This is a genomic window from Methylococcus mesophilus, from assembly GCF_026247885.1.
In the GTDB taxonomy this organism is placed as follows: Bacteria; Pseudomonadota; Gammaproteobacteria; order Methylococcales; family Methylococcaceae; genus Methylococcus; species Methylococcus mesophilus.
In genome coordinates, this window is the sequence record NZ_CP110921.1 from 4007242 (window position 1) to 4027822 (window position 20581).

At 63.8% G+C, this 20581-nt stretch carries 18 protein-coding genes; 13 read left to right on the top strand and 5 right to left on the bottom strand.

The genetic code is table 11. The annotated features are described in order from the left end of the window. Window positions 1-250: 250 nt before the first annotated feature. A complete protein-coding gene (locus tag OOT43_RS19040; protein ID WP_266022257.1) occupies window positions 251-3928 on the top strand; it encodes a putative Ig domain-containing protein in 3678 nt (1225 codons plus the stop codon). Window positions 3929-4055: 127 nt separating this feature from the next. Here OOT43_RS19040 and OOT43_RS19045 read toward each other — a convergent pair whose 3' ends face one another. From OOT43_RS19045 to OOT43_RS19055, 3 genes are read right to left on the bottom strand one after another with little or no spacing between them, the layout of a single operon-like run. Next, entirely contained in the window at window positions 4056-4700 is a 645-nt protein-coding gene (locus OOT43_RS19045; protein ID WP_266022258.1) for a c-type cytochrome, read from the bottom strand. Between the two features lie 9 nt (window positions 4701-4709). Continuing rightward, window positions 4710-5915 carry a hypothetical protein gene (locus tag OOT43_RS19050; RefSeq protein ID WP_266022260.1) on the bottom strand — a complete coding sequence of 402 codons (1206 nt, stop codon included), beginning with the start codon at window positions 5913-5915 and terminating at the stop codon, window positions 4710-4712. Window positions 5916-5927: 12 nt separating this feature from the next. Beyond that, complete coding sequence (locus tag OOT43_RS19055) at window positions 5928-7295, bottom strand: cytochrome c (protein ID WP_266022262.1); 1368 nt, start codon at window positions 7293-7295, stop codon at window positions 5928-5930. 364 nt (window positions 7296-7659) lie between these two features. Between OOT43_RS19055 and OOT43_RS19060 the strand changes: the two genes are divergently transcribed. The 5 genes from OOT43_RS19060 to OOT43_RS19080 are packed head-to-tail and all read left to right on the top strand — an operon-like array spanning window position 7660 to window position 12377. After that, window positions 7660-9603 (top strand): sodium/proton-translocating pyrophosphatase, encoded by a 1944-nt coding sequence (locus OOT43_RS19060; RefSeq protein ID WP_266022263.1) that lies wholly within the window; start codon window positions 7660-7662, stop codon window positions 9601-9603. A 31-nt stretch (window positions 9604-9634) separates the two neighbouring features. Next, window positions 9635-10390: a ferritin-like domain-containing protein gene (locus tag OOT43_RS19065; protein WP_266022264.1), complete on the top strand. Its 756-nt coding sequence runs from the start codon at window positions 9635-9637 to the stop codon at window positions 10388-10390. 4 nt (window positions 10391-10394) lie between these two features. After that, on the top strand, window positions 10395-11282 hold the full coding sequence (locus tag OOT43_RS19070; RefSeq protein ID WP_266022265.1) for a hypothetical protein: 888 nt from the start codon (window positions 10395-10397) through the stop codon (window positions 11280-11282). After that, window positions 11266-11955 (top strand): SCO family protein, encoded by a 690-nt coding sequence (locus OOT43_RS19075; protein ID WP_266022266.1) that lies wholly within the window; start codon window positions 11266-11268, stop codon window positions 11953-11955. Before OOT43_RS19070 ends, OOT43_RS19075 begins: the two co-directional genes overlap by 17 nt. Continuing rightward, a complete protein-coding gene (locus tag OOT43_RS19080; protein ID WP_266022267.1) occupies window positions 11952-12377 on the top strand; it encodes a copper chaperone PCu(A)C in 426 nt (141 codons plus the stop codon). Before OOT43_RS19075 ends, OOT43_RS19080 begins: the two co-directional genes overlap by 4 nt. Here OOT43_RS19080 and OOT43_RS19085 read toward each other — a convergent pair. Further along, window positions 12374-14221, bottom strand: coding sequence for a dynamin family protein (locus OOT43_RS19085; protein WP_266022268.1), 1848 nt, complete (start codon window positions 14219-14221; stop codon window positions 12374-12376). The genes OOT43_RS19080 and OOT43_RS19085 overlap by 4 nt on opposite strands. Next, window positions 14218-14490 (bottom strand): DUF4242 domain-containing protein, encoded by a 273-nt coding sequence (locus OOT43_RS19090; protein WP_266022269.1) that lies wholly within the window; start codon window positions 14488-14490, stop codon window positions 14218-14220. The genes OOT43_RS19085 and OOT43_RS19090 overlap by 4 nt, the downstream gene beginning before the upstream one ends. Before the next feature lie 427 nt (window positions 14491-14917). Here OOT43_RS19090 and mmoX point away from each other — a divergent pair, with 427 nt between their 5' ends. From mmoX to OOT43_RS19125, 7 genes are all read left to right on the top strand, one after another. Further along, entirely contained in the window at window positions 14918-16501 is a 1584-nt protein-coding gene (mmoX, locus tag OOT43_RS19095) for an aromatic/alkene monooxygenase hydroxylase subunit alpha (RefSeq protein ID WP_266022270.1), read from the top strand. Between the two features lie 77 nt (window positions 16502-16578). Beyond that, a complete protein-coding gene (gene mmoY / locus OOT43_RS19100; protein WP_266022271.1) occupies window positions 16579-17748 on the top strand; it encodes an aromatic/alkene monooxygenase hydroxylase subunit beta in 1170 nt (389 codons plus the stop codon). A gap of 11 nt (window positions 17749-17759) precedes the next feature. Beyond that, window positions 17760-18185 (top strand): methane monooxygenase regulator MmoB, encoded by a 426-nt coding sequence (gene mmoB, locus OOT43_RS19105; protein ID WP_266022272.1) that lies wholly within the window; start codon window positions 17760-17762, stop codon window positions 18183-18185. A gap of 10 nt (window positions 18186-18195) precedes the next feature. Then, on the top strand, window positions 18196-18708 hold the full coding sequence (mmoZ, locus tag OOT43_RS19110; protein ID WP_266022273.1) for an aromatic/alkene monooxygenase hydroxylase subunit gamma: 513 nt from the start codon (window positions 18196-18198) through the stop codon (window positions 18706-18708). Window positions 18709-18864: 156 nt separating this feature from the next. Beyond that, window positions 18865-19176: a soluble methane monooxygenase-binding protein MmoD gene (gene mmoD, locus OOT43_RS19115; protein ID WP_266022274.1), complete on the top strand. Its 312-nt coding sequence runs from the start codon at window positions 18865-18867 to the stop codon at window positions 19174-19176. Between the two features lie 12 nt (window positions 19177-19188). Continuing rightward, window positions 19189-20235, top strand: a complete 1047-nt coding sequence (gene mmoC / locus OOT43_RS19120) for an aromatic/alkene monooxygenase hydroxylase FAD-binding subunit MmoC (protein WP_266022275.1) — start codon at window positions 19189-19191, stop codon at window positions 20233-20235. 14 nt (window positions 20236-20249) lie between these two features. After that, window positions 20250-20570: a hypothetical protein gene (locus OOT43_RS19125; protein ID WP_266022276.1), complete on the top strand. Its 321-nt coding sequence runs from the start codon at window positions 20250-20252 to the stop codon at window positions 20568-20570. The last annotated feature ends 11 nt before the right edge of the window (window positions 20571-20581 follow it).

Genomic DNA, 20581 nt, shown 5'->3' on the forward strand with positions numbered 1-20581 from the left:
GGACGCACGAATACCTTTCTCGCGATCCCTCGACATCCCATTTTCCACCCGATAGCTGCGTGAAATCACATGTGGTCTCGTTAAATTACACAAGAGCCTCCGGGCGAGCCGGCGCCTATGTGCGTTAAGTCGTTGTCGCAAAAAGGTGCGCACATATTGGAGCGATTTGTGCTTTGTCAAGACTTGACTTTGTTGGTCGCCGTGCTTCCCAAGCGGCCGCTCAATAACAATCAAGAAGAACGAAGGAACCATGGCCACCCACCACCCCGTTTCCGCTCCGCTATTGTCCGTGTCAGATGCCGCACGCAGCTTGCATCTCTGCCTCGGTTTCCTGATGTGCTTGCTGATCCCGGCGGTGCTGCTGCCGGAAGAAGCCGCCGCTGCCGCCAAGCTCAAGATCACCAAGGCGTCCTGGTCGGCAAAGACCGGCATGCTGGTCGTCAAAGGCAGCGCCAAGAACGCCACCGGACCGGTCGAGATCTACGACATCAACGGACGCCTGTTGGGTAGGAGTCAAGACCCAGCCTTCGTTCTGAAACTCGGCCGCGACAACCTCGCTGCCGTGCCCTGCGCGGTCCGGGTCCAGGCGGGCGAGAGCGAAGCCACCAAGGCCGTCAATGGCAGCCCCGCCAACTGCAAGAACGTCCCGGCCTGCCAGATCCTCTCGCCGGCTCAAGCGACCCAGGTGAGCGCCTATACCGACGTCACCTTCACGGCTCAGGCCCGCCTCAATGCCCCGGACGCCGGGCCGTTGAAGTTCGAATGGGATTTCGCCGGGGGCTCGATGGGGGAGGACGTCACTGGCTCGAGTCCGGTGAAAACCTACAAGCGGCCGGATGGCGAGACAGCCACCGTCCAGTTCATCCGTGACAACGGTGTTTACCGGGTGCGCTTCAGCGCCACGGACGCACTGCAGCGTCGTTGCGAGGATGCGGTCGACGTCACGGTCGGTACCCCGCCGGAAACACCCGCCGGCGTGGCATCGCTCGTCAGCCAGGCACAACAGTCGGCGCCGAAGCTCCGCAGTGCGTTGGAAGGCAAGCCGGGCGAGGTGGTGGTACTGCCGTTCGAAGACTGGACGCAGCTCAGCTTCGTCGATATGCCTCTGCGCCCGCGTACCCTGATCCCTTATGGGCGCAACGTGAGTACGCTCAACGTCCAGGTCTATCAAAAAGCCCAACTTCCGGTTGCGATGGGACCGGATCAAGTCGAGCTGACCTATGCCGCCGGCTCCAACCCGTTCGACCCGATCGGCGGGGATTCCATCAATACCACCAGCCAGAATTGGCCGTTGAGCGGCGACTTGAGCAAGCCGACTCCTTTGCTGGAAGCCGCGATTCAGAAAACCGACATTTGGGAGCGTAAGCGCAGCACGGACATGATGTGGGCAGCGCTGCCCCACCTCGACACGGGGACCAACCAGGGTGAGCTGATCCCGGCACCGGACGAGGGCTTCATGCTGGAATCCAAGCCCGGCAGCCGCATGCCGGGCGCGGCCAACCCCTACAGGGTCAACGACCCGAAAGCCGTCGGCCTGTACGATGACGACCGGCGGGGGTTCACGGCCCGTGCCCTGCCGGTTACCGACATCGACGACAGCGGGCGGGTCAACCCGTTCCCGCTGTTCCGCCTGACCGCCAGACAGAAGAGCGGTTCCCAAGCGGCCAGTACCGATGCCGTTCTGAGCAACAGCCGCGACCTGCAGTGCCGCGGTTGCCATGAGAAGGGGGGAATCGCGGCCGATCCCAATGCGCCGTATACCCACGCCGCTTTCCATTCCAGTGCGGTGGGAAAGGCCGAAGTCGAGTGGGGGGCGGAGCCGGTTCCGGAGCTGGATCGGCCGGAATTCTTCGCGGCGGCCAGCAACAGCGTGTTCGACCGGGAGTACGCCGCGGCGCTGAACATCGGCAGCCTGCATGAATTCTATGACTACCAGGGCATCTTGTCCTGGATGCAAACCGGTTGCGGGAATGAAATGGGTTGCGGCGACGAGGAGGGCGCCCATCCGTGTCAAGGCTGCCATGGCTCGCCTAACGAGGCGAGCATCGGTGGCAGATGGTGGCAGCCCGGTCCCGAGGACATGGACGATTACAATTCGTCCGACTACTGGGCTCCGGAATCCATTGTCATGCACCGTTTCCATGGGGAACTGCAATGGAACCCCGACAAGACCGGCATTCTACGCGACGCCACCGGCCGGTTCGTGCGTTGGGACTACCGCCAGGGGCCTAATCCCAATACGCTGTTTCCCAGCAAAGATGCCAACGGCAACGCCCTGCCCATGGAGCAGAACTGCCTGCGCTGCCATGCGGGGCACCGCGAACCGCTGTACCGGGACCGCCACGCCACGGCGGGGACCACCTGTTTCGATTGCCATGGGGATATGCTGGCGGTGGGAACGGCTTGGCCGAAGGCCGGTCAGGATTCCGCCGACCCGACCAAGCGCGTCACCTGGTTCGACCAGCCGGACTGCGGTGCCTGCCACATGGGAGACGGCAACCTCGGCAAGGACGGGGCGGGAGGCGCCTTCAGCGCCGGCGTCATGAAGCGGGCCTTCGATGACGCAAACTGGGCCGCGGCTCAGCGCCAGCCCTACAGTTCGAGATTCGCCATCACACCGCGCAGCGCCGATTTGAAATCGAACTTCTATGGACAAGGCGCCGCCATCATGGAGCAAAACGCAGGCTCGCCCATGTTCCGGGTCGGCAAGGACACCCACGGCGACGTCGCCTGCGCGGCATGTCACGGCGCAGCCCACGCGACCTGGCCCAATCGGGATCCCAACGCCAACGACAACATGACCGCGCTGGAGCTTCAGGGATACGCCGGCCACATCATGGAATGCAAGGTCTGCCATACGGAGGATGCTTTCAAGAATCTGGACAACCTGGATGGCGGCCGCTTCAGCGGCTTGCCGGCCGATTCCGGCATCCTGGGCGGTCCCCATGGAATCCATCCGGTCAACGATCGCAATTGGTGGGGTAAGGCCGAGGCGGACACTGCCCCAATTTCCAACGGCAGCCGTTGGGGCGGCTGGCATGACAATGTCTACCAGAAGCCCGGCCTGAACGGCGAAGACCAATGCGCCGCCTGCCACGGCAGCGACCACGCAGGCACGCGTTTGTCAAAGACCCCGGTGGATCTCACGTTCACCCTGAGGAATGGCAAAAAGGCCAAGTGGAAGGCTGGCGAATTCGTGGGCTGCGACCGTTGCCACAGCCTGGAACGCAGCTTCATCGGCGGTCCCACGGGCACTGCGAAACCCGAGACCAACCAGGCGCCGACCATCACTTCGACGCCGGTGACCGAGGCAGTCTTCGGGCAGCCGTACGTCTACAACTTCGCAGTCGCCGATCCTGACCACGATGCGATCGAATACCGGCTGAATTACGCCCCCAAGGGCATGAGCATACAATCCGCGACCGGAGTCATCACCTGGACGCCGGGTTCGGAAGCGCTTCGCCGGACGTCCCCGCCGGTGCCGGTGTCGGTGTCGGTCGAAGCCAGTGACGGCAAAGGGGGCCTCATCCATCAGCCGTTCCAGCTCGTGGTGAACTGCCCGGCCGACCACACCTGGACCCGCGGCAAGAATGGCCAGGCCACCTGCGTGGAAAATTCGGTGGGCATCGCGATCACCTCGCAGCCGCCCTCCGTGAGCGTAAGTACCGGGGACCGGTACCAATATCAGGTCGCCACCGATGCTACCAGCCTGCCGTTGACCTATAGTCTGATAGGCCAACCGGACGGCATGAGCATCAGTGCGGCCGGTTTGATCACCTGGCAGACCAGCGACGCGACACCCTTGGTGGGCACTGCCTTCCAAGTGCGGGTTGTGGATAGCCAGGGCGGACACGCCAGCCAACTCGTGGTCGTGCAAGTGTGCAAAGCCCCGCTCCAATGGAGCGTCGACATGTGGATGTGCATGTAAACCACGACAGCGGCCCTTTCCGAGGGCGGACATCGCCTTCGCTGGAGATAGGATCGGTCGGGCAAGCCGGCCGGTCCTCTCCCGACTCCTGCCGAGCCGTCTCCGCCGCGGCTCGGCCGGTCCGGTCTCAGCGCCCGTAATACTCGGCCAGCGCCCGGATTTCCTCTTCCGTGAGTTTGGCGGCGAATTGGCTCATGCCTGCGTTGACGTCGTTGGACCGTTCGCCGTTCCGGAAGCGCTGCAAGGTCTTGGCGAGGTAGTCCCGGTTCTGGCCCTGCAGCGCGGGCTGGAGATCCCAGCCTTGGCCGTGGGCACCGTGGCAGGCCGAGCACGGCGGGATGAGCCGTTTCCGGTCGCCGCGGAGAATCGCGGGTTCGGGACCTGTGGCCGTTCCCGGCCGAGGAAGCGCGCCCAGCCATTCGGCCAGGTCCGCCATGTCCTGACGGCTCAGTTCCCGGACCACGGAGGCCATGATGGCAGCGTCCGCTCCCGCCAGTCTGCCGGCCTGATAGTCGGTCAACATCTTGTAGGTGTACAGCGGGCGCTGTCCGGCCAGCATGGGCCATTGCCGGTTGTCCGCCACGCCGTCCGCGCCGTGGCAGCCGGCGCAGCCGTGCTCGGCGTAGAGCGTGCCTCCCCGTGCGGCATCGCCCTGGGGTTTGACTGCGAGTTCGTGCTGCCATTCGGGGAGAGGCAATGCGCCCGCCAGGGCGTCCATCGCTCCGGCGGCCAGGCCGAACCCCAAGAGCAGGTAGGAATAAGTTCGACGCATACGGGTTCCTTATCGGGTCATGACGAGAAAGCCGAAGAAGAAATACTGGGCGATCCAGACGAGGAGCGCCGCGAGCGCGAATCCGCCGAGGCGGTCTACCCGTGGGGAGGCCGTGTAGACGCCGGGAGCCTTGCCGGCCTCCCAGGATATCGCCAGGGAATAGGCGATGGCGAAGCCCCCCACTCCGGCAAAAGTCAGACAGAACAGCGCGTTGCTGTACCAGTCGAGGTTGACTGGGTAAGTGGACAGTTCGTAGCCGTGCGTGCCGAACAGGATGCGGTGGCGCAGCGCTTCGCGGGCGATCGCAATCAGCAGGACGGCGCCTGCGGCGGCCGCGAAGGGACCGTAGCCACCGGAGGCCGACCTGAACCAGGCGGGGGTCACGATCAACAGCAGGATGCTTGCGTTGGCGGCGATGGACCATAGCGATACCGGAAAGCCGGCTGCGCTGTCCGGCAGCGTCGCCATCCATGTTGCATAGCAGATGAGGGCGGCGAAGCCGCCTGCCGTCATGAGCTTGTTGCCCAGGCCGGCGATCCAGTCCAGGTATGGCGCGTCGCGCGGTTCCCGGCAGTCCAGGTAGCGCCGGCAGCCCAGCAGCCAGGCCCCGGTGACCGGGGCCGCCAATACGATGAAGAAAAGGTACCGCCCGAGGTTGAACTCGTGGATGCCGGAGCCGGCGGTTTCGAGGTGGCCTTCCGGTGCATACCAGGCCATCCAGAGTTCGGGCCGCAGCGCCTGGGAGGTGAGGGCATGCATGATGAAGCCCGCCACGAGCAGCAGCGCGAGCGACACGGCCAGCGACCAGCGGCTGGTGGCCGATCCGCCTTCCTTACCGACGAAATAATGGTGGTACATCGCCCAGTAGGCCACCAGCAGCACCACGATGAAAGCGATGGCCCAGCGCGCCGACAGCACGTTGGAGACGTACCAGAACGGATCGTAGATGACCTGGACGAACAGCAGCGGCGCCACGCCGATCACGATCGCGAGCGAGACCGCGACCTTGGCGGTGTCGAGCATCGGGCCCGCCAGCCGGCGCCAGTTGGGGCTCGATGAAAACGCGCCGGTCAGGGCCAGGGCCGTGCTGCCCAGCATCACGTGGACGGCGATCATGTGCAGCGTCCAGGTGAGCACCAGCAGAACCAGGAAAATGGCGGGATGGCTGGGCAGCCCGGAACTGCTGCGCAATGCGTAAAGCGTTTCGATGTCCATAAGGGGGTCCGTTCAGCGGGTGATGGAGTGCCACAGGGGCAGGCTGGCGATGAACTGCGCCAGGGCATGGGCCTCGCCGTCGCGCAAGGGGACGCGCGGCATGTTCACCATGTTCCCGGTGACCAGGGCGCCTTTGATGAACCGTTCGATGTCCGCGGCGTCGCGGTTGCCGGCGAACATCTCGCCGAAGGGGCGGGTGCCGGTGGTGCCCAGGCCGTGGCAGTTCGAGCAGTACACGATGGCCAGTGCATGGCCGGCTTCCAGTTCGTTGCCTTCGCCGATGCGGCGCAGGCGCTCGGGGATGAACGGGTGCAGCGCCAGCATGCCGCGGGATTCGAGCGCCGGCAGTTCGGATTTGACGCCCAGCGCCGGCACGTCGCGGGCAATGATCTGGTTCGAATAGACGAACTGGCCGGCGACGTAGGGTTTGCGCATGGATTCACGCGCCCGCTCTTCCGGCCAGATACCGAATATCAGCAAGGCCGTCATCATCCCGGCGGCGAGGGGGACGTTGAGCGCGCCGGGGCGCAGCAGCAGTGCCGCGAAATAGATCACGATCTCCGTCAGGATCGCCCACATCGTGGGGACGAATGATCCGGGCAGACGGGTCTTCATCAGGAGCTGGGCGCTTTCCGGCAGCGTCGTCAGACCCCATTGAAAAAACACCGCGCCCAGCACCGCGCTGAGCATGCCCACCCAGGCCAGCTTCCGGGTCATTTCCAGCCGGAAGGCGCCGTCCCGGATATAGGCGGCGATCAGCCCGCCCGCCAGGGCGGCCGCCATCAACATGAAGCAGGTGCGGCTCAGAATCTGGGCGAAGGTATAGGGGCCGAAGAAGCCATTGAGGGTGCCGCCTTCCGTGAACCAGCGCGCCTGGCCGGGCCACATCATGAACGACAGGATGCCGACGATGATCAGCATCGTGGCCCAGGAGGCGAGCCCGAAGATCCAGGCGATCTTCAGATAGCTCCTCCCGTCCACCTTCCCGGCCAGATAGACCAGCAGATAGATTCCGACCACCTCGATGAAGAAGAACACCCATTCGGTCGCCCACCACCACACATAGCTGTGGATCAGGGCCGAAAGCCCCCTGGGGCTGGCGACCGTGGCCGAAAACCAGATGCCGGGACCGGTGATGGAGCCGAGCACGTAGGAAAACACCAGCAGGAAGACGCCGTACCGCCTGACGTATTCCAGCAGTTCCGGGCGGTTCCGCCGGACCGCGACGGTGGCGAGCCAGGTCGACACCAGCGCCGCGCCGACCGAGGTATGGGAGGCCAGCACGTGGATGACGGCGATGATGCCCAATACCCAGCCGCTGCCCAGGGCCGGCTGGTACCAGGTTGGATACAGCCCGAGTATCTCAGTTGTGTATTCCATGGGGTAATTTATCTCCTGTGGTGTTTCCGGTACGGCGTGTCATGGAAATTTGCAGAGGCCACGCCGGGAGAAATTCCCATAGGGCTATCTGCGGAAGATTCGAATAAGTCAATATACCTTGGATTCAGTTATCTGAAGGCGCCGGATGCTGACACGTTCGGAGTGCTTAGGTGAATATGTCAAAATGCCGCAGGACAATTTGTCGCATTCTCCGATAGTGGATACCTGCCATACTCTGCCGCCTGATATAGGCCGGTTCAGGATGTTTGAACCCGGTATTTAGGTAACAGGCATGACGATGGAATCAGACCCCGCATCCGCGGCGGCCAATTTCGATATCAACCAATCGACAGGAGCGTATGGGATGAATGTGAGCAATATCGTGGTGTTTGCCTTGGGCAGTGGGGCTGCTGGAATTGCCTGCGCGCTGCTGAACGCCGGAGGAGTCCTGCGGAAGAGCGCTGGCTCCCCGGAAATTCAGGCGATGGCGAAAGCGATCCAGGCGGGCACCGGGGCGTTCGTCAGGCGGCAATACGTCGCCGTGGCAGTGGTAGGGAGCCTGTTGGCGCTGGCCTTGACCAAGCTCGGTGCCTGGACCGCCAACGGCTTCATCGCCGGGGTGGTCGCTTCGGCACTGGCGGGCTACATCGGCCTGGCGGTTTCGGCGCGCGCCGAAACGCGCACCGCCGACGCGGCGGGCGCGGGGCTGGGCGAGGCGCTCTTGACGGCTTTCCGGAGCGGCACGGCCATGGGGCTTCTGGTGGCTGGCATCGCGCTGTCGTCGGTGGCGGGCTACTACACCCTCGCCCTGTCCCTGGGGACGCCGGATGACGTGCACGGCGGTCTGCTGGGACTGGCGCTCGGCGGCTCGCTGATGAGCGTGTTCGCCAGGACCGTGGGCGGAGTGTGGGTGAAGGCCGCAGGCGGGCGCCCTGGGCAGGAGGCCGACGAGGCCGCGGCCATCGGGGAATATGTCGGCGCCAATGCCGGCCACGCGGCCGGGACGGCGGCGGATGTGTTCGAAACCATCGTGCTGGCGCTGGTGGCCGCGATGCTGCTGGCCCGGAGCGTCTTCAGTCCGGACAGCCCCTGGGTGGAGTTCCCTCTGCTGGTCGCCGGGCTCGTCCTGGCCGTTTCCCTGGCCGGCGCCTGCTTCGTGCGCCTGGGCAGGAGCCGCTACCTCGTAGGCGCCTTGTACCGCAGCGTAGTCGTCACCATGATCCTTGCCGGCGTGGGCCTCTATTACGCGTCCGAGTGGTTCCTCGGCCTGCCCGCCGTCCAGCCCGCCTTCAGCGTGCTGAACCTGTTCTCCGCAACCTGTACCGGTCTGGTGCTGGCCGGCTTGAACATCGCCGCGGCCGAGTATCACACCTCGAAGAGTTTCGGTTTCGCCCGGCGCATCGCCGCGGCCTCGCGCGGCGGTCCCGCAACCAACGTTATTGCGGGCTTGGCCGCGGGACTGAAATCCACCGGTTGGGCCATTGCCCTTCTGTGCGCGGCTTTCATCGGTCCCTATTATCTCGGGGGCGGCTTTTCCGGCCACGAGGGGACGGGCCTGTTCGCGGTGGGACTGGCTGCGGTCGCGATGGCTTCGCTGGGCGGCGTCATGGTCGCCATCGACGGTTACGGCATCGCCGCGGAGGCCGCGCACGGGATTGCCGAAACCGCCGGTTTGCCGGATGAGGTGCGCCAGGCCACCGCCTCCCTGGACGCAGCCGGCCAGGCCACTCGTCCTGTGGTACAGGGGTATGCCGTGGGGGCAGGCGGCTTGGCGATGCTCGCCCTGTTCGCCGAGTATTCGAAGTGCTTCAGCGTACCCCTGGCACTCAATCTGTCCGATCCGATCGTGCTGACCGGACTGTTCGCCGGCGGCCTGATGCCGTATCTCCTGGGTTCGGTGTCGCTCGGGGCAGTCGGGAGCGTTGCCGGTGAAACGGGCCGGCAGGGAAATGCCGCCGTGCGCGCGACGTTCAAGCGGGCGCTGATCCTGGTGCTGGTGCCTTTGGCGGTTCCGCTGCTGGTCGGGCTCGGCGGCGGCCGGGAGGCGCTAGGAGGCATGCTGGTCGGCGCCATCGTCACCGGTCTGTTCCAGGCATTCGCCATGAGCAGCGGCGGCGGCGCCTGGGACAGCGCGAAGCGTTACATCGAGGACGGCATGTACGGCGGCGCCGATTCGGATGCGCACCGCGCGGCCTTGACCGGCGACCGGGTCGGTACCGCCTGCAAGGAAGCCGCGGGATCGGCGCTCAATCCGCTGATCAAGCTGATGGGCCTGGTGTCCGTGCTGATCGCGCCGCTCCTGGCCTGAGCGGGTTTGGCGTTCATCGAGGGAGATGCGCATGCTTTCGACACGCAGCATTTTTCTAGAGATACGGCGCGATCCCCGGGCTTTCCAACTCTTGATGAGCATCGCCGCCAAGGGCGAGACACAGGGAGGCTGGGAGAACGAGCGGATTGCGGCCCTGACGCCGGACCCGGCGCTGGCGCGCAAGGTTCTGCGGCACGGGGCCGACGAAACCAAGCATGGCCTGATGTTTTCCAAGCTGCTGCGTAAGGCCGGGCTGGACGAAGTGCCCGTGCCGGCGGATGCCGACTACTGCATGATGCTGGAGAGCCGCGGCATCGGCCTGCCGCATGGCCGGCTCGGCCGCGACGAGCCGCTCGGGCTGGAGGAAATCCTGCAGTACCTGGTGCACAGCAAGGTGACCGAGGAACGCGCGTTCGACGAGGTCAACCGTCTGCTCCGGGTATTCGGGTGCGATGCGGAACTGGCGCCGAGTTTGCGGGTCATCGCAGAGGATGAAATCAACCATCTCTCCTACGCCCACGAGGAGCTGCTTCGGCTCAGCGGCCAGGGCCACGGAGACCGCATCGCAGGAATGCTGAAGGCTTATGCGCTGGCCGAGATCCGTGTTTACCGGGACGTCGGTCTTGCGTTCGTCCGCCACATGGCGGCGCTCCTGGGCTGGAACAGGCCCAAGCAATGGCTGCTGAAGCTGGGCGTTTCGGCAGCCTACATCCTGGAACGGACGCTCGCCTGGCGACGCCTCGCGGCGCTCCGGCCACCCCTGCGCAGCAACGCCATGGGGAGCTGAGACGATGGCGGGAGGGAAACTTAAGGCGGGTTCGGAGGAGCACCGGCAACTGTTCTGCCGGAGCTTCATCGACAGCCATCTGCGGTTCGAGCCGGAACGGCTCGCGTGGCCGGAGTTGGAGCCGGCCATGCTGCAGCGGCTCAGGGAAGTGCCGTTCTGGCAGGAAGTCCTGTATACCGAGATGCGGGCGATCCGCATCATCGAGGCGTTCGCGCCGGCCCTGCCGGACGCTTTGGTGCGCGAGGCCATGGAGTTGATGGCCGAGGAGGAACGGCGCCACGAGCGTCTGGTCCGCCACCTGATCGCCCGCTATGGGATCGCGATCGAAGCCAGGGAGATTCCGCCGTTGCCGTCGGACATCGAACGGACGTTCATCGATTTCGGCTACGGCGAATGCGTGGATTCCTTCCTGGGGTTCGGCTTCTTCCGGCTGGCGCGGGAGAGTGGGTTTCTGCCGCAGGAGATGTTCGCCATCCTGGAAATCCTCATGGGAGAGGAAGTCCGCCACGTGCTGTTCTTCGTCAACTGGATGGCTTGGCACCAAGCGCGGCACGGCCGCCGCGCGGCTCCCTTGCGCAGCCTGACCTCGGCATGGTATTACGCCCGCGCGATCGCAGCGTTGGCGGGAGTCGCCTTGCGCAACGCCCGCCATCAGGGCAACGGCCGGGAATTTTCGGCGACCCAGGCCGCCGAGCTGATGCAGGGCTTCACGGTGGTCAGGCTCCTCGAGGCTTGTCTGGAGGAAAACCGGCGGCGGCTGGACGCATACGATCGGGGATTGATGCGTCCGCGGCTTTTACAGGCGCTGGCGCGCATCGCACTGGGGTTTACCGGCAGAGGCGGGCGGCAAGCACGTGAGGAAAACAGGCGGGCATTTGGAAGAGACGGGTAGGGAGGCCGGCCGAAGCCGCCCGACGAGATCGAAGGGAATCCCCATCCGCAACGGCGTCATCCGGATCGCCGCGATCGCAATGATTGCGGCGGTGGCCCTGCCCCTGGGCATCCTGGCATGGCGGGAACAGGCGGAACGCTCCCGAACGCTGGTATCCGGCACGCTGCTGCCCCAGCCGCGGCCTGTCGCCGAGTTCGCGCTGACCGGCGACGACGGCAAGCCATTCACGCGGGCGGGCCTGCTCGGCCGCTGGACGGTCGTCTTCGTCGGCTACACCCATTGCCCCGATGTCTGTCCAACCACGCTGTCGCAGCTCAAGGCCGCCAAGGCCGGGCTCGGCCCCGATGCGGCGCGGCTGGCCGTGCTCTTCATGTCGGTCGATCCCGAACGCGACGCGCCGGACCATCTGGGGCGCTACGTGCGTTATTTCGACAAGGACTTCCGGGCGGTCACCGGCCCGGCCGATGCGCTGACGGCGCTGGGGCGCCAGCTCGGCTTCGTGTTCGTCAAGAATCCCGCCGCGGAAGGCGAAGGTTACGGTATCGATCATTCCGCCGAGCTGATATTGGTCGATCCGAAGGCGCGCCTGGCCGGCTATCTGACTCCGCCGTTCCGGGCCGAGGCGCTGGCTGCCGATTTCGAGACGATACTCAGGAAACAGGTTGCTCCATGAAGTGTATTCGTATCCTCGGCGGGGCCTTGGCTTTGGCCTCCATGCCGGGCCACGCCTGCGAAGGGCTGGAGGTTTCAGATGCCCGAGTGATGGAATCCCCGCCCGGTGCGAGCGTTCTCGCAGGGTTTGCGACGCTGCACAATTCCGGGAATGTACCGCTCATTATCCGCCGCGCCGACAGCCCGGATTTCTCGGCGGTGGAATTCCATTCGCTGGTGCGGCGGGACGGCCTGATCCGGATGACGGTGGACAGTTCGCTGACCGTGCCGCCGCACGGAACGCTCGCCATCAAATCGGGTGAGCGCCATCTGATGCTGTTCAAGCCCGCGAAGGACTTTCGGGAAGGGGACCGGGTGAGGATCCGCCTCTTCTGCTCTCCCGGTACGCTGGAGCTGACGATGCCGGTCGAGAAGAGCGGCTAAGGACGGGGCTGCGCCGCCGCGCGTGAGCGGAAGGCCTGGATACGCGCGTCGAGGCCGTCCATCAATGCCAGCTGTGCTTCGAGCCGCTGAAGCTGCGGGTCCGCCTCGCCCGAGGCCCGCGAGCGTTCCGACGCGGCCCGCGCCAACGCCTGCTCCAGGCCGTCCGCCACGCCTTCCAAGCGCCGGCGCAAGGAGGCCGAGAGTTCGTCCCTGGTTGCTTCCAGCCGCCGCCGGAAGCCGCTGCGGGTGCGTCCGGCCAGCATTTCCACCGCTTCGGCCAACTGGCGCCTGCGCCGCCGGACGATGCCGTGCCTGGCCCAGCGTTCGGCCAGGCCCTTGAACTTCCGGAAGCGCGGCGCCACCAGACCCGGCGCCCGTTTCAGCGCCTGTTCGGCGAGCAGCTCCAGCCCCACGGGTTCGTCGGCAGTACGGAGGCCGGTGGGCGATCTCTCCGGCCAGATTGGCTCCGGGTCGGCGGTCGGCGCGGAAAGCAGGAAAAGACCGCTGGCGAAGCCCTGCAGGTCGGCAATCGTTTCGTCGATGCCCCGATTGAATTCTTCGGCGATGTCCGCGACCGCGGCGCCGCCTTTCCGTTCCACGGCATCCCGCCAGCCGGAGAACGCCTCCGCAACTTCCTCCCGGATGAAGGCTTCCAGGCGCTCGTCGAAATCCTTCGGGGTCTGATGGTCCTGGCCGAGGACCAGTCCGTCGAATCTTCTGCCCAGGCTTGAGTTCAGATCTTCGAGCCGGTGTTCGAGATCGCCCGTGAAAAGCCCGTCGGACAGCAGGCGGAATTCCTGCCGCAGACGCCCCTCGAGCCGCTGTAGTTCACGCTCCGCCTGCGTCCGGCGGGCCGCGAACCGGGCGATCTTTTGGTCCAACTCCGCTATCGGCAGGGTCAAGGCATTCCGTTCCAGCTCGGTTTGCAGGCGCGTCCGGGCGATCACACGTGCGAGCCCGGAAGCCGCGGCATCGAGCAGCAGGGCGCCTTTTTCCTCCATCAGAAAACGCTCGAGCGCCTCGGCGAACACCGGGAGCCGACTCGCCTCCAGGCGCGCGGGATCATCGGCGGCTTTACCCGCCAGCGCCTGTGCCGCGGAGACGGGAAAGAGGCGGACGTCCGCGCCTACCGCCTCGGCCAGCGCGCGGCGGGAGAAGCGTTCGATCTCGGCGGTGTCGGTTTCCCGCAGGATGTCGATCTTGTTCAGCAGGAAAAAGATGCGGCCGGCGTACTTCCGGACCTCGTGCAGGAATTCCAGTTCGGCTTCGCTCGCCGGCTGGTCGGCGGATAGGACGAACAGAGCCGCATCGCACTGCGGCAGCCGCGCATAGGCGGTGTCGGTGTTGTGGCGGAAAACCGAGCCGACCCCTGGGGTGTCCACGATGCGCACGCCGTTCCTCAGGAGGGGCGAGGGCGTCTGGATCAGCACCTCCCTCACGCCTTTCGCGTTGCCGGGATTGCCCGGTTCGGTGACGTAGTCCGCAAGCGCTTCCGGAGGAATGTCGAAGCGGCCGCCGTCCAGCGGATGGACGGTGATCCGGTGGGTCTCCCCGTACGCGAGGATGGTTACCACCGAGGTCAGCGGCACCGCCGCCGCGGGTAGCAGGCTTTCGCCCAGCAACGCGTTGATCAGGCTGGTCTTGCCTCGCTTGAACTGCCCGACCGTCAGGACGTCGAAATGGCCGGCCTGCAGCTTGTCACGCAGGGCGAGGGCAGGGCGCAGAGCACTGGGGAGGCTCTCCGCCAACTCGTCGATCAGGCTCAGCAGTTCCGCTTTGAGTTCCGCATAGCCGGGCGCCGGCGGGGTGTCGCCAGTCAGGCCGGAACAGGGAATTGCGTTCATTCCGCCGTGGTGGGATCGATGACGGTGCGGACTTCGTTGATCGCATCGGCGGGAAAGCCGCCTTCCAGCGCGTGCTGTACCAGCGTGGCCGCATCCGGGGCGATGTAGATGCAGTACACCTTGTCGTCGGTGACGTAGCTGTGAAGCCATTGAACCAGCGGTCCCATGGCGTTGAGTATGGAACAGGACTTTCGGGAAATCTGCTGCAACTCTTCGCGCGACAGATTTCCGGCGCCGGGAATCGTACGCTCTATGACGTATTTTGGCATGGTTATTCGTCTGGTGACTATCTTATATGAAATATCGGCTCGGATCGTGCTTGTCTATCAGCAAATATCCTGTTGGCCCATTTTTTCATAGATAGTAATTTTGTTGAATGCGGCGAAATGTCTCATGGGCGAGTAGGGATGGATGCCGTCTTTGCTGGTGTCGGTCGAATAATTATGTCCGATAACTGTCCGGAGATCGGACAGGTGTCGCATTATCGGACAGTTCATCGATTCAACGCAGCTGCTGTGGGATATTCCACTGGTGGCTTCAAGATATTGATATCACTGTATCTCTAGCCAAAATTAAAAGTTGGCACGATCTCTGTAATTAGTTTGTCACGACCTCGCCGGAGGTCGTATGTCCGAGGGCTCGTAACCGCCGCCGGACATTCATCATTCATAGAATGTGTTACGGAGGAAACAACTAATGGCACTTAGCACCGCAACCAAGGCCGCGACAGACGCACTGGCTGCCAATCGGGCACCCACCAGCGTCAATGCACAGGAAGTGCACCGTTGGCTCCAGAGTTTCAACTGGGACTTCAAGAACAACCGGACCAAGTACGCCACCAAGTACAAGATGGCGAACGAGACCAAGGAACAGTTCAAGCTCATCGCCAAGGAATATGCGCGCATGGAGTCCGTCAAGGACGAGCGCCAGTTCGGCAGCCTGCAGGATGCGCTGACCCGGTTGAACGCAGGCCACCGCGTACACCCGAAATGGAACGAGACCATGAAAGTGGTCTCGAACTTCCTGGAAGTGGGCGAATACAACGCCATCGCCGCCACCGGAATGCTGTGGGATTCCGCCCAGGCCGCGGAACAGAAGAACGGCTATCTGGCCCAGGTGCTGGACGAAATCCGCCACACCCACCAGTGCGCCTACGTGAACTACTACTTCGCCAAGAACGGCCAGGACCCGGCCGGCCATAACGACGCCCGCCGCACCCGCACGATCGGGCCGCTGTGGAAGGGCATGAAGCGCGTGTTCTCCGACGGCTTCATCTCCGGCGACGCGGTGGAGTGCTCCGTCAACCTGCAGCTGGTGGGCGAAGCCTGCTTCACCAACCCGCTGATCGTCGCAGTGACCGAATGGGCCGCCGCCAACGGTGACGAAATCACCCCGACGGTGTTCCTGTCGATCGAAACCGACGAGCTGCGCCACATGGCCAACGGCTACCAGACCGTGGTGTCCATCGCCAACGATCCGGCTTCCGCCAAATACCTCAACACGGACCTGAACAACGCCTTCTGGACCCAGCAGAAGTACTTCACGCCGGCGCTGGGCATGCTGTTCGAGTACGGCTCCAAGTTCAAGGTCGAGCCCTGGGTGAAGACCTGGAACCGCTGGGTGTACGAGGACTGGGGCGGCATCTGGATCGGCCGTCTGGGCAAATACGGCGTGGAGTCGCCGCGCAGCCTGAAGGACGCCAAGCAGGACGCTTACTGGGCGCACCACGACCTGTTCCTGCTGGCCTACGCGCTGTGGCCGACCGGCTTCTTCCGCCTGGCCCTGCCGGATCAGGAGGAAATGGCCTGGTTCGAGGCGAACTACCCGGGCTGGTACGACCACTACGGCAAGATCTACGAGGAATGGCGCGCCCGCGGCTGCGAGGATCCGTCTTCGGGCTTCATTCCGCTGATGTGGTTCATCGAAAACAACCATCCGATCTACATCGACCGCGTGTCGCAGGTGCCGTTCTGCCCGAGCCTGTGCAAAGGCGCCAGCACCCTGCGCGTCCACGAGTACAACGGCCAGATGCACACCTTCAGTGACCAGTGGGGTGAACGCATGTGGCTGGCCGAACCGGAACGCTACGAATGCCAGAACATCTTCGAGCAGTACGAAGGCATGGAGCTGTCCGAGGTGATTGCCCAGCTGCACGGCCTGCGCAGCGACGGCAAGACCCTGATCGCACAGCCCCACGTTCGCGGCGACAAGCTGTGGACGCTCGACGACATCAAGCGGCTGAACTGTGTGTTCAAGAACCCGGTGAAGGCATTCCAGTGATCGCACATCGGGCTCCGTCACGTTACGGAGTCCGGTCCCGCATCACTTGAACAACATCTGACTAAAGGAACATTGATATGAGTATGTTAGGAGAAAGACGCCGCGGATTGACCGATCCGGAAATGGCAGCCGTCATCCTGAAGGCGCTTCCGGAAGCTCCGCTGGATAGCAACAACAAGATGGGCTATTTCGTCACCCCGCGCTGGAAGCGCCTGACGGAATACGAAGCCCTGACCGTGTACGCGCAGCCCAACGCCGACTGGATCTCCGGCGGCCTGGACTGGGGCGACTGGACCCAGAAGTTCCACGGTGGCCGCCCGTCCTGGGGCAACGAGACCACCGAACTGCGCACCACGGACTGGTTCAAGCACCGCGATCCGCTGCGCCGCTGGCACGCGCCCTACGTCAAGGACAAGGCCGAGGAATGGCGCTACACCGACCGCTTCCTGCAGGGCTATTCCGCCGACGGTCAGATCCGGACGATGGACCCGACCTGGCGCGACGAGTTCATCAACAAGTACTGGGGTGCCTTCCTGCACAGCGAATATGGGCTGTTCAACGCTCATTCCCAAGGTGCTCGCGAAGCGCTGTCGGACGTGACCCGAGTCAGCCTGACCTTCTGGGGCTTCGACAAGATCGACCTGGCCCAGATGATCCAGCTGGAGCGGGGTTTCCTCGCCAAGATCGTTCCGGGATTCGACGAATCCACCGCGGTGCCGAAGGCGGAATGGACCACCGGCAGCGTCTACAAGGGCGCTCGCCTGGCCGTGGAGGCCTTGTGGCAGGACGTGTTCGACTGGAACGAGAGTGCGTTCTCGGTCCACACCGTCTATGACGCCCTGTTCGGCCAGTTCGTCCGCCGCGAGTTCTTCCAGCGGCTGGCGCCGAAGTTCGGCGACAACCTGACGCCGTTCTTCATCAACCAGGCCCAGACCTATTTCCAGATCGCCAAGCAAGGCGTGCAGGACCAATACCACACCACGCTGGGTAACGATCCGGAGTTCGGGGACTACAACCGTACGGTAATGCGCAACTGGACCAACAAGTGGCTGGAGCCCACCGTCGCCGCATTGCGCGATTTCATGGGCTTGTTCGCGAAGCTGCCTGCCGGCGCCACCGACAAGGAGGAAATCACCGCATCGCTGTACCGGGTCGTCGACGACTGGATCGAAGATTACGCCAGCAAGATCGACTTCAAGGCGGACCGGGACCAGATCGTCAACGCCGTTTTGGCAGGACTGAAATAGGAAATATCACGATGAGCGTAAACAGCAACGCATATGACGCCGGCATCATGGCGCTGAGCGGCAAGGATTTTGCCGATCAATTCTTCGCCGAAGAAAACCAGGTGGTCCACGAGAGCGACACGGTCGTTCTGGTGCTCAAGAAGTCGGATGAGATCAACACCTTCATCGATGAAATTCTTCTTACGGATTACAAGAAGAACGTCAATCCGACGGTGAACGTGGAAGACCGGGCCGGCTATTGGTGGATCAAGGCCAACGGCAAGATCGAGGTCGATTGCGACGAGATTTCCGAGCTGCTGGGCCGGAACTTCAACGTCTACGACTTCCTGGTCGACGTTTCCTCCACCATCGGCCGGGCTTACACCCTGGGCAACAAGTTCACCATCACCAGTGAACTGATGGGCCTGGACCGGAAGCTCGAAGACTACCACGCATAAGGAGATCATCATGGCCAAACTCGGCATACACAGCAACGACACCCGCGATGCGTGGGTGAGTAAGATCGCTCAGCTCAACAGTCTCGACAAAGCGGCCGAGATGCTGAAGCAGTTCCGTTTGGATCACACCACGCCGTTCCGCACCACCTACGAGCTGGACAACGATTACCTCTGGATCGAAGCCAAGCTCGAGGAGAAGGTCGCCGTGCTCAAGGCCCGCGCCTTCAGCGAAGCGGATTTCCGCCACAAGACGGCTTTCGGTGAGGACGCCAAGGCCGTGTTGGACGGCACCGTCGCCAAGATGCAGGGGGCGAAGGACAAGTGGGAAGCGGAAAAGATCCACATCGGCTTCCGCCAGGCCTACAAGCCGCCGATCATGCCGGTGAACTACTTCCTGGATGGCGAGCGCCTGCTGGGAACCCGGCTGATGGAACTGCGCAATCTGAACTACTACGACACGTCGCTGGAAGAGCTGCGCAAGCAGCGCGGCGTGCGGGTGGTGCATCTGCAGGCGCCGCACTGACGGGAGGAAGTCTCCGGCCGGCCTTTACGGCAGTGACGTAAAGGCCGGCCGGGCAGGGATGCCGCTTCGGGCCGGCCCCTCCGGCCCGGAGCTTCTGGTTTTCAAGGAACGCGCCGGTTCGCCGCGCGCTTCTCCATCTTTCGTAAGGAAATCACCATGGTCGAATCGGCATTTCAGCCATTTTCGGGCGAAGCAGACGAATGGTTCGAGGAACCAAGGCCCCCGGCCGGTTTCTTCCCTTCCCCGGATTGGCATCTGCTCAAGCGGGACGAGACCTATGCGGCCTATGCCAAGGATCTCGATTTCATGTGGCGGTGGATCATCGTCCGGGAGGAAAGGATCGTTCAGGAAGGCTGCTCGATCAGCCTGGAATCGTCGATCCGCGCCGTGACGCACGTACTGAATTATTTTGGCATGACCGAACAACGCACTCCGGAAGAGGGCCGGACCGGCGGGGTTCAACATTGAACAGGTAAGTTTATGCAGAGAGTTCACACTATCACGGCGGTCACGGAGGATGGCGAATCGCTCCGCTTCGAATGCCGTTCGGATGAGGACGTCATCACCGCTGCCCTGCGCCAGGACATCTTCCTGATGTCTTCCTGCCGGGAAGGCGGCTGCGCGACCTGCAAGGCCTTCTGCGCGGAAGGCGATTACGATCTCAGGGGGTGCAGTGTTCAGGCCCTGCCCCCCGAAGAGGAGGAGGATGGGCTGGTCCTGCTGTGCCGGACCTACCCGAAGACGGATCTGGAAGTCGAACTGCCCTATACCCATTGCCGCATCAGCTACGGCGAGGTCGGCAGCTTCGAAGCGGAAGTGGTTGCGGTCAATTGGGTTTCTTCCAACACCGTCCAGTTCCTGCTGCAGAGGCGGCCGGATGAATGCGGCAACCGAGGCGTGAAATTCGAACCCGGCCAGTTCATGGATCTGACCATTCCCGGTACCGACGTTTCCCGCTCCTATTCGCCGGCGAACATTCCTAACCCGGAAGGCCTCCTGGAGTTCCTGATCCGCGTGCTGCCGGAGGGGCGGTTTTCGGACTACCTGCGCAACGAGGCGCGCGTCGGCCAGGTGCTTGGCGTCAAGGGGCCGCTGGGGGTGTTCGGGCTCAAGGAGCGGGGCATGGCGCCGCGCTATTTCGTGGCCGGCGGAACGGGACTTGCGCCGGTGGTGTCGATGGTCCGGCAGATGCGGGAGTGGACCGCGCCGAACGAAACCCGCATCTATTTCGGCGTGAACACCGAGCCGGAATTGTTCTACATCGACGAACTGAAATCCCTGGAACAATCGATGCGCAACCTCACCGTCAAGGCTTGTGTCTGGAAGCCTGGCGTGGACTGGGACGGTGTGCAGGGCTCGCCCATCGACATGCTGCGGGAGGACCTGGATGCAAGCGCCGCCCGGCCGGACATCTACCTGTGCGGCCCACCGGGCATGATCGACGCCGCCTGCGAGGTGGCGCGCAGCCACGGCATTCCAGGCGATCAGGTTTTCTTCGAAAAGTTTCTGCCGTCCGGCGCGGCCTGAACCCGGGAAGCGCCGTGAGCACCGAGCAGTTCCCGCCCCAATTCCTGCGTGAAATGATCGAGCAGCTGGATGCCAGCATCCAGGAACTCGCGCGCAAGGAAAAGGGGCTCGCGGCATCCCTGGGCACGTGCCGGGTTGCCGAGCTCAAGGAGTACTGGGACCACGTCCTCACTCCCGAGGAAGAATGGGAGCTCAAGCGGACCATGGACTTCCGCGACCGCGAACTGGTGTGGATCTGGTCCCGCCTCAAGCGTGCCCGTACCAGCCGCGCCAACGCCGGAGAGGCCTACATGCGCCATCTCTCCCCCGCGGCGCGGACAAACAATCAATCCTGACTGGAGTCGAC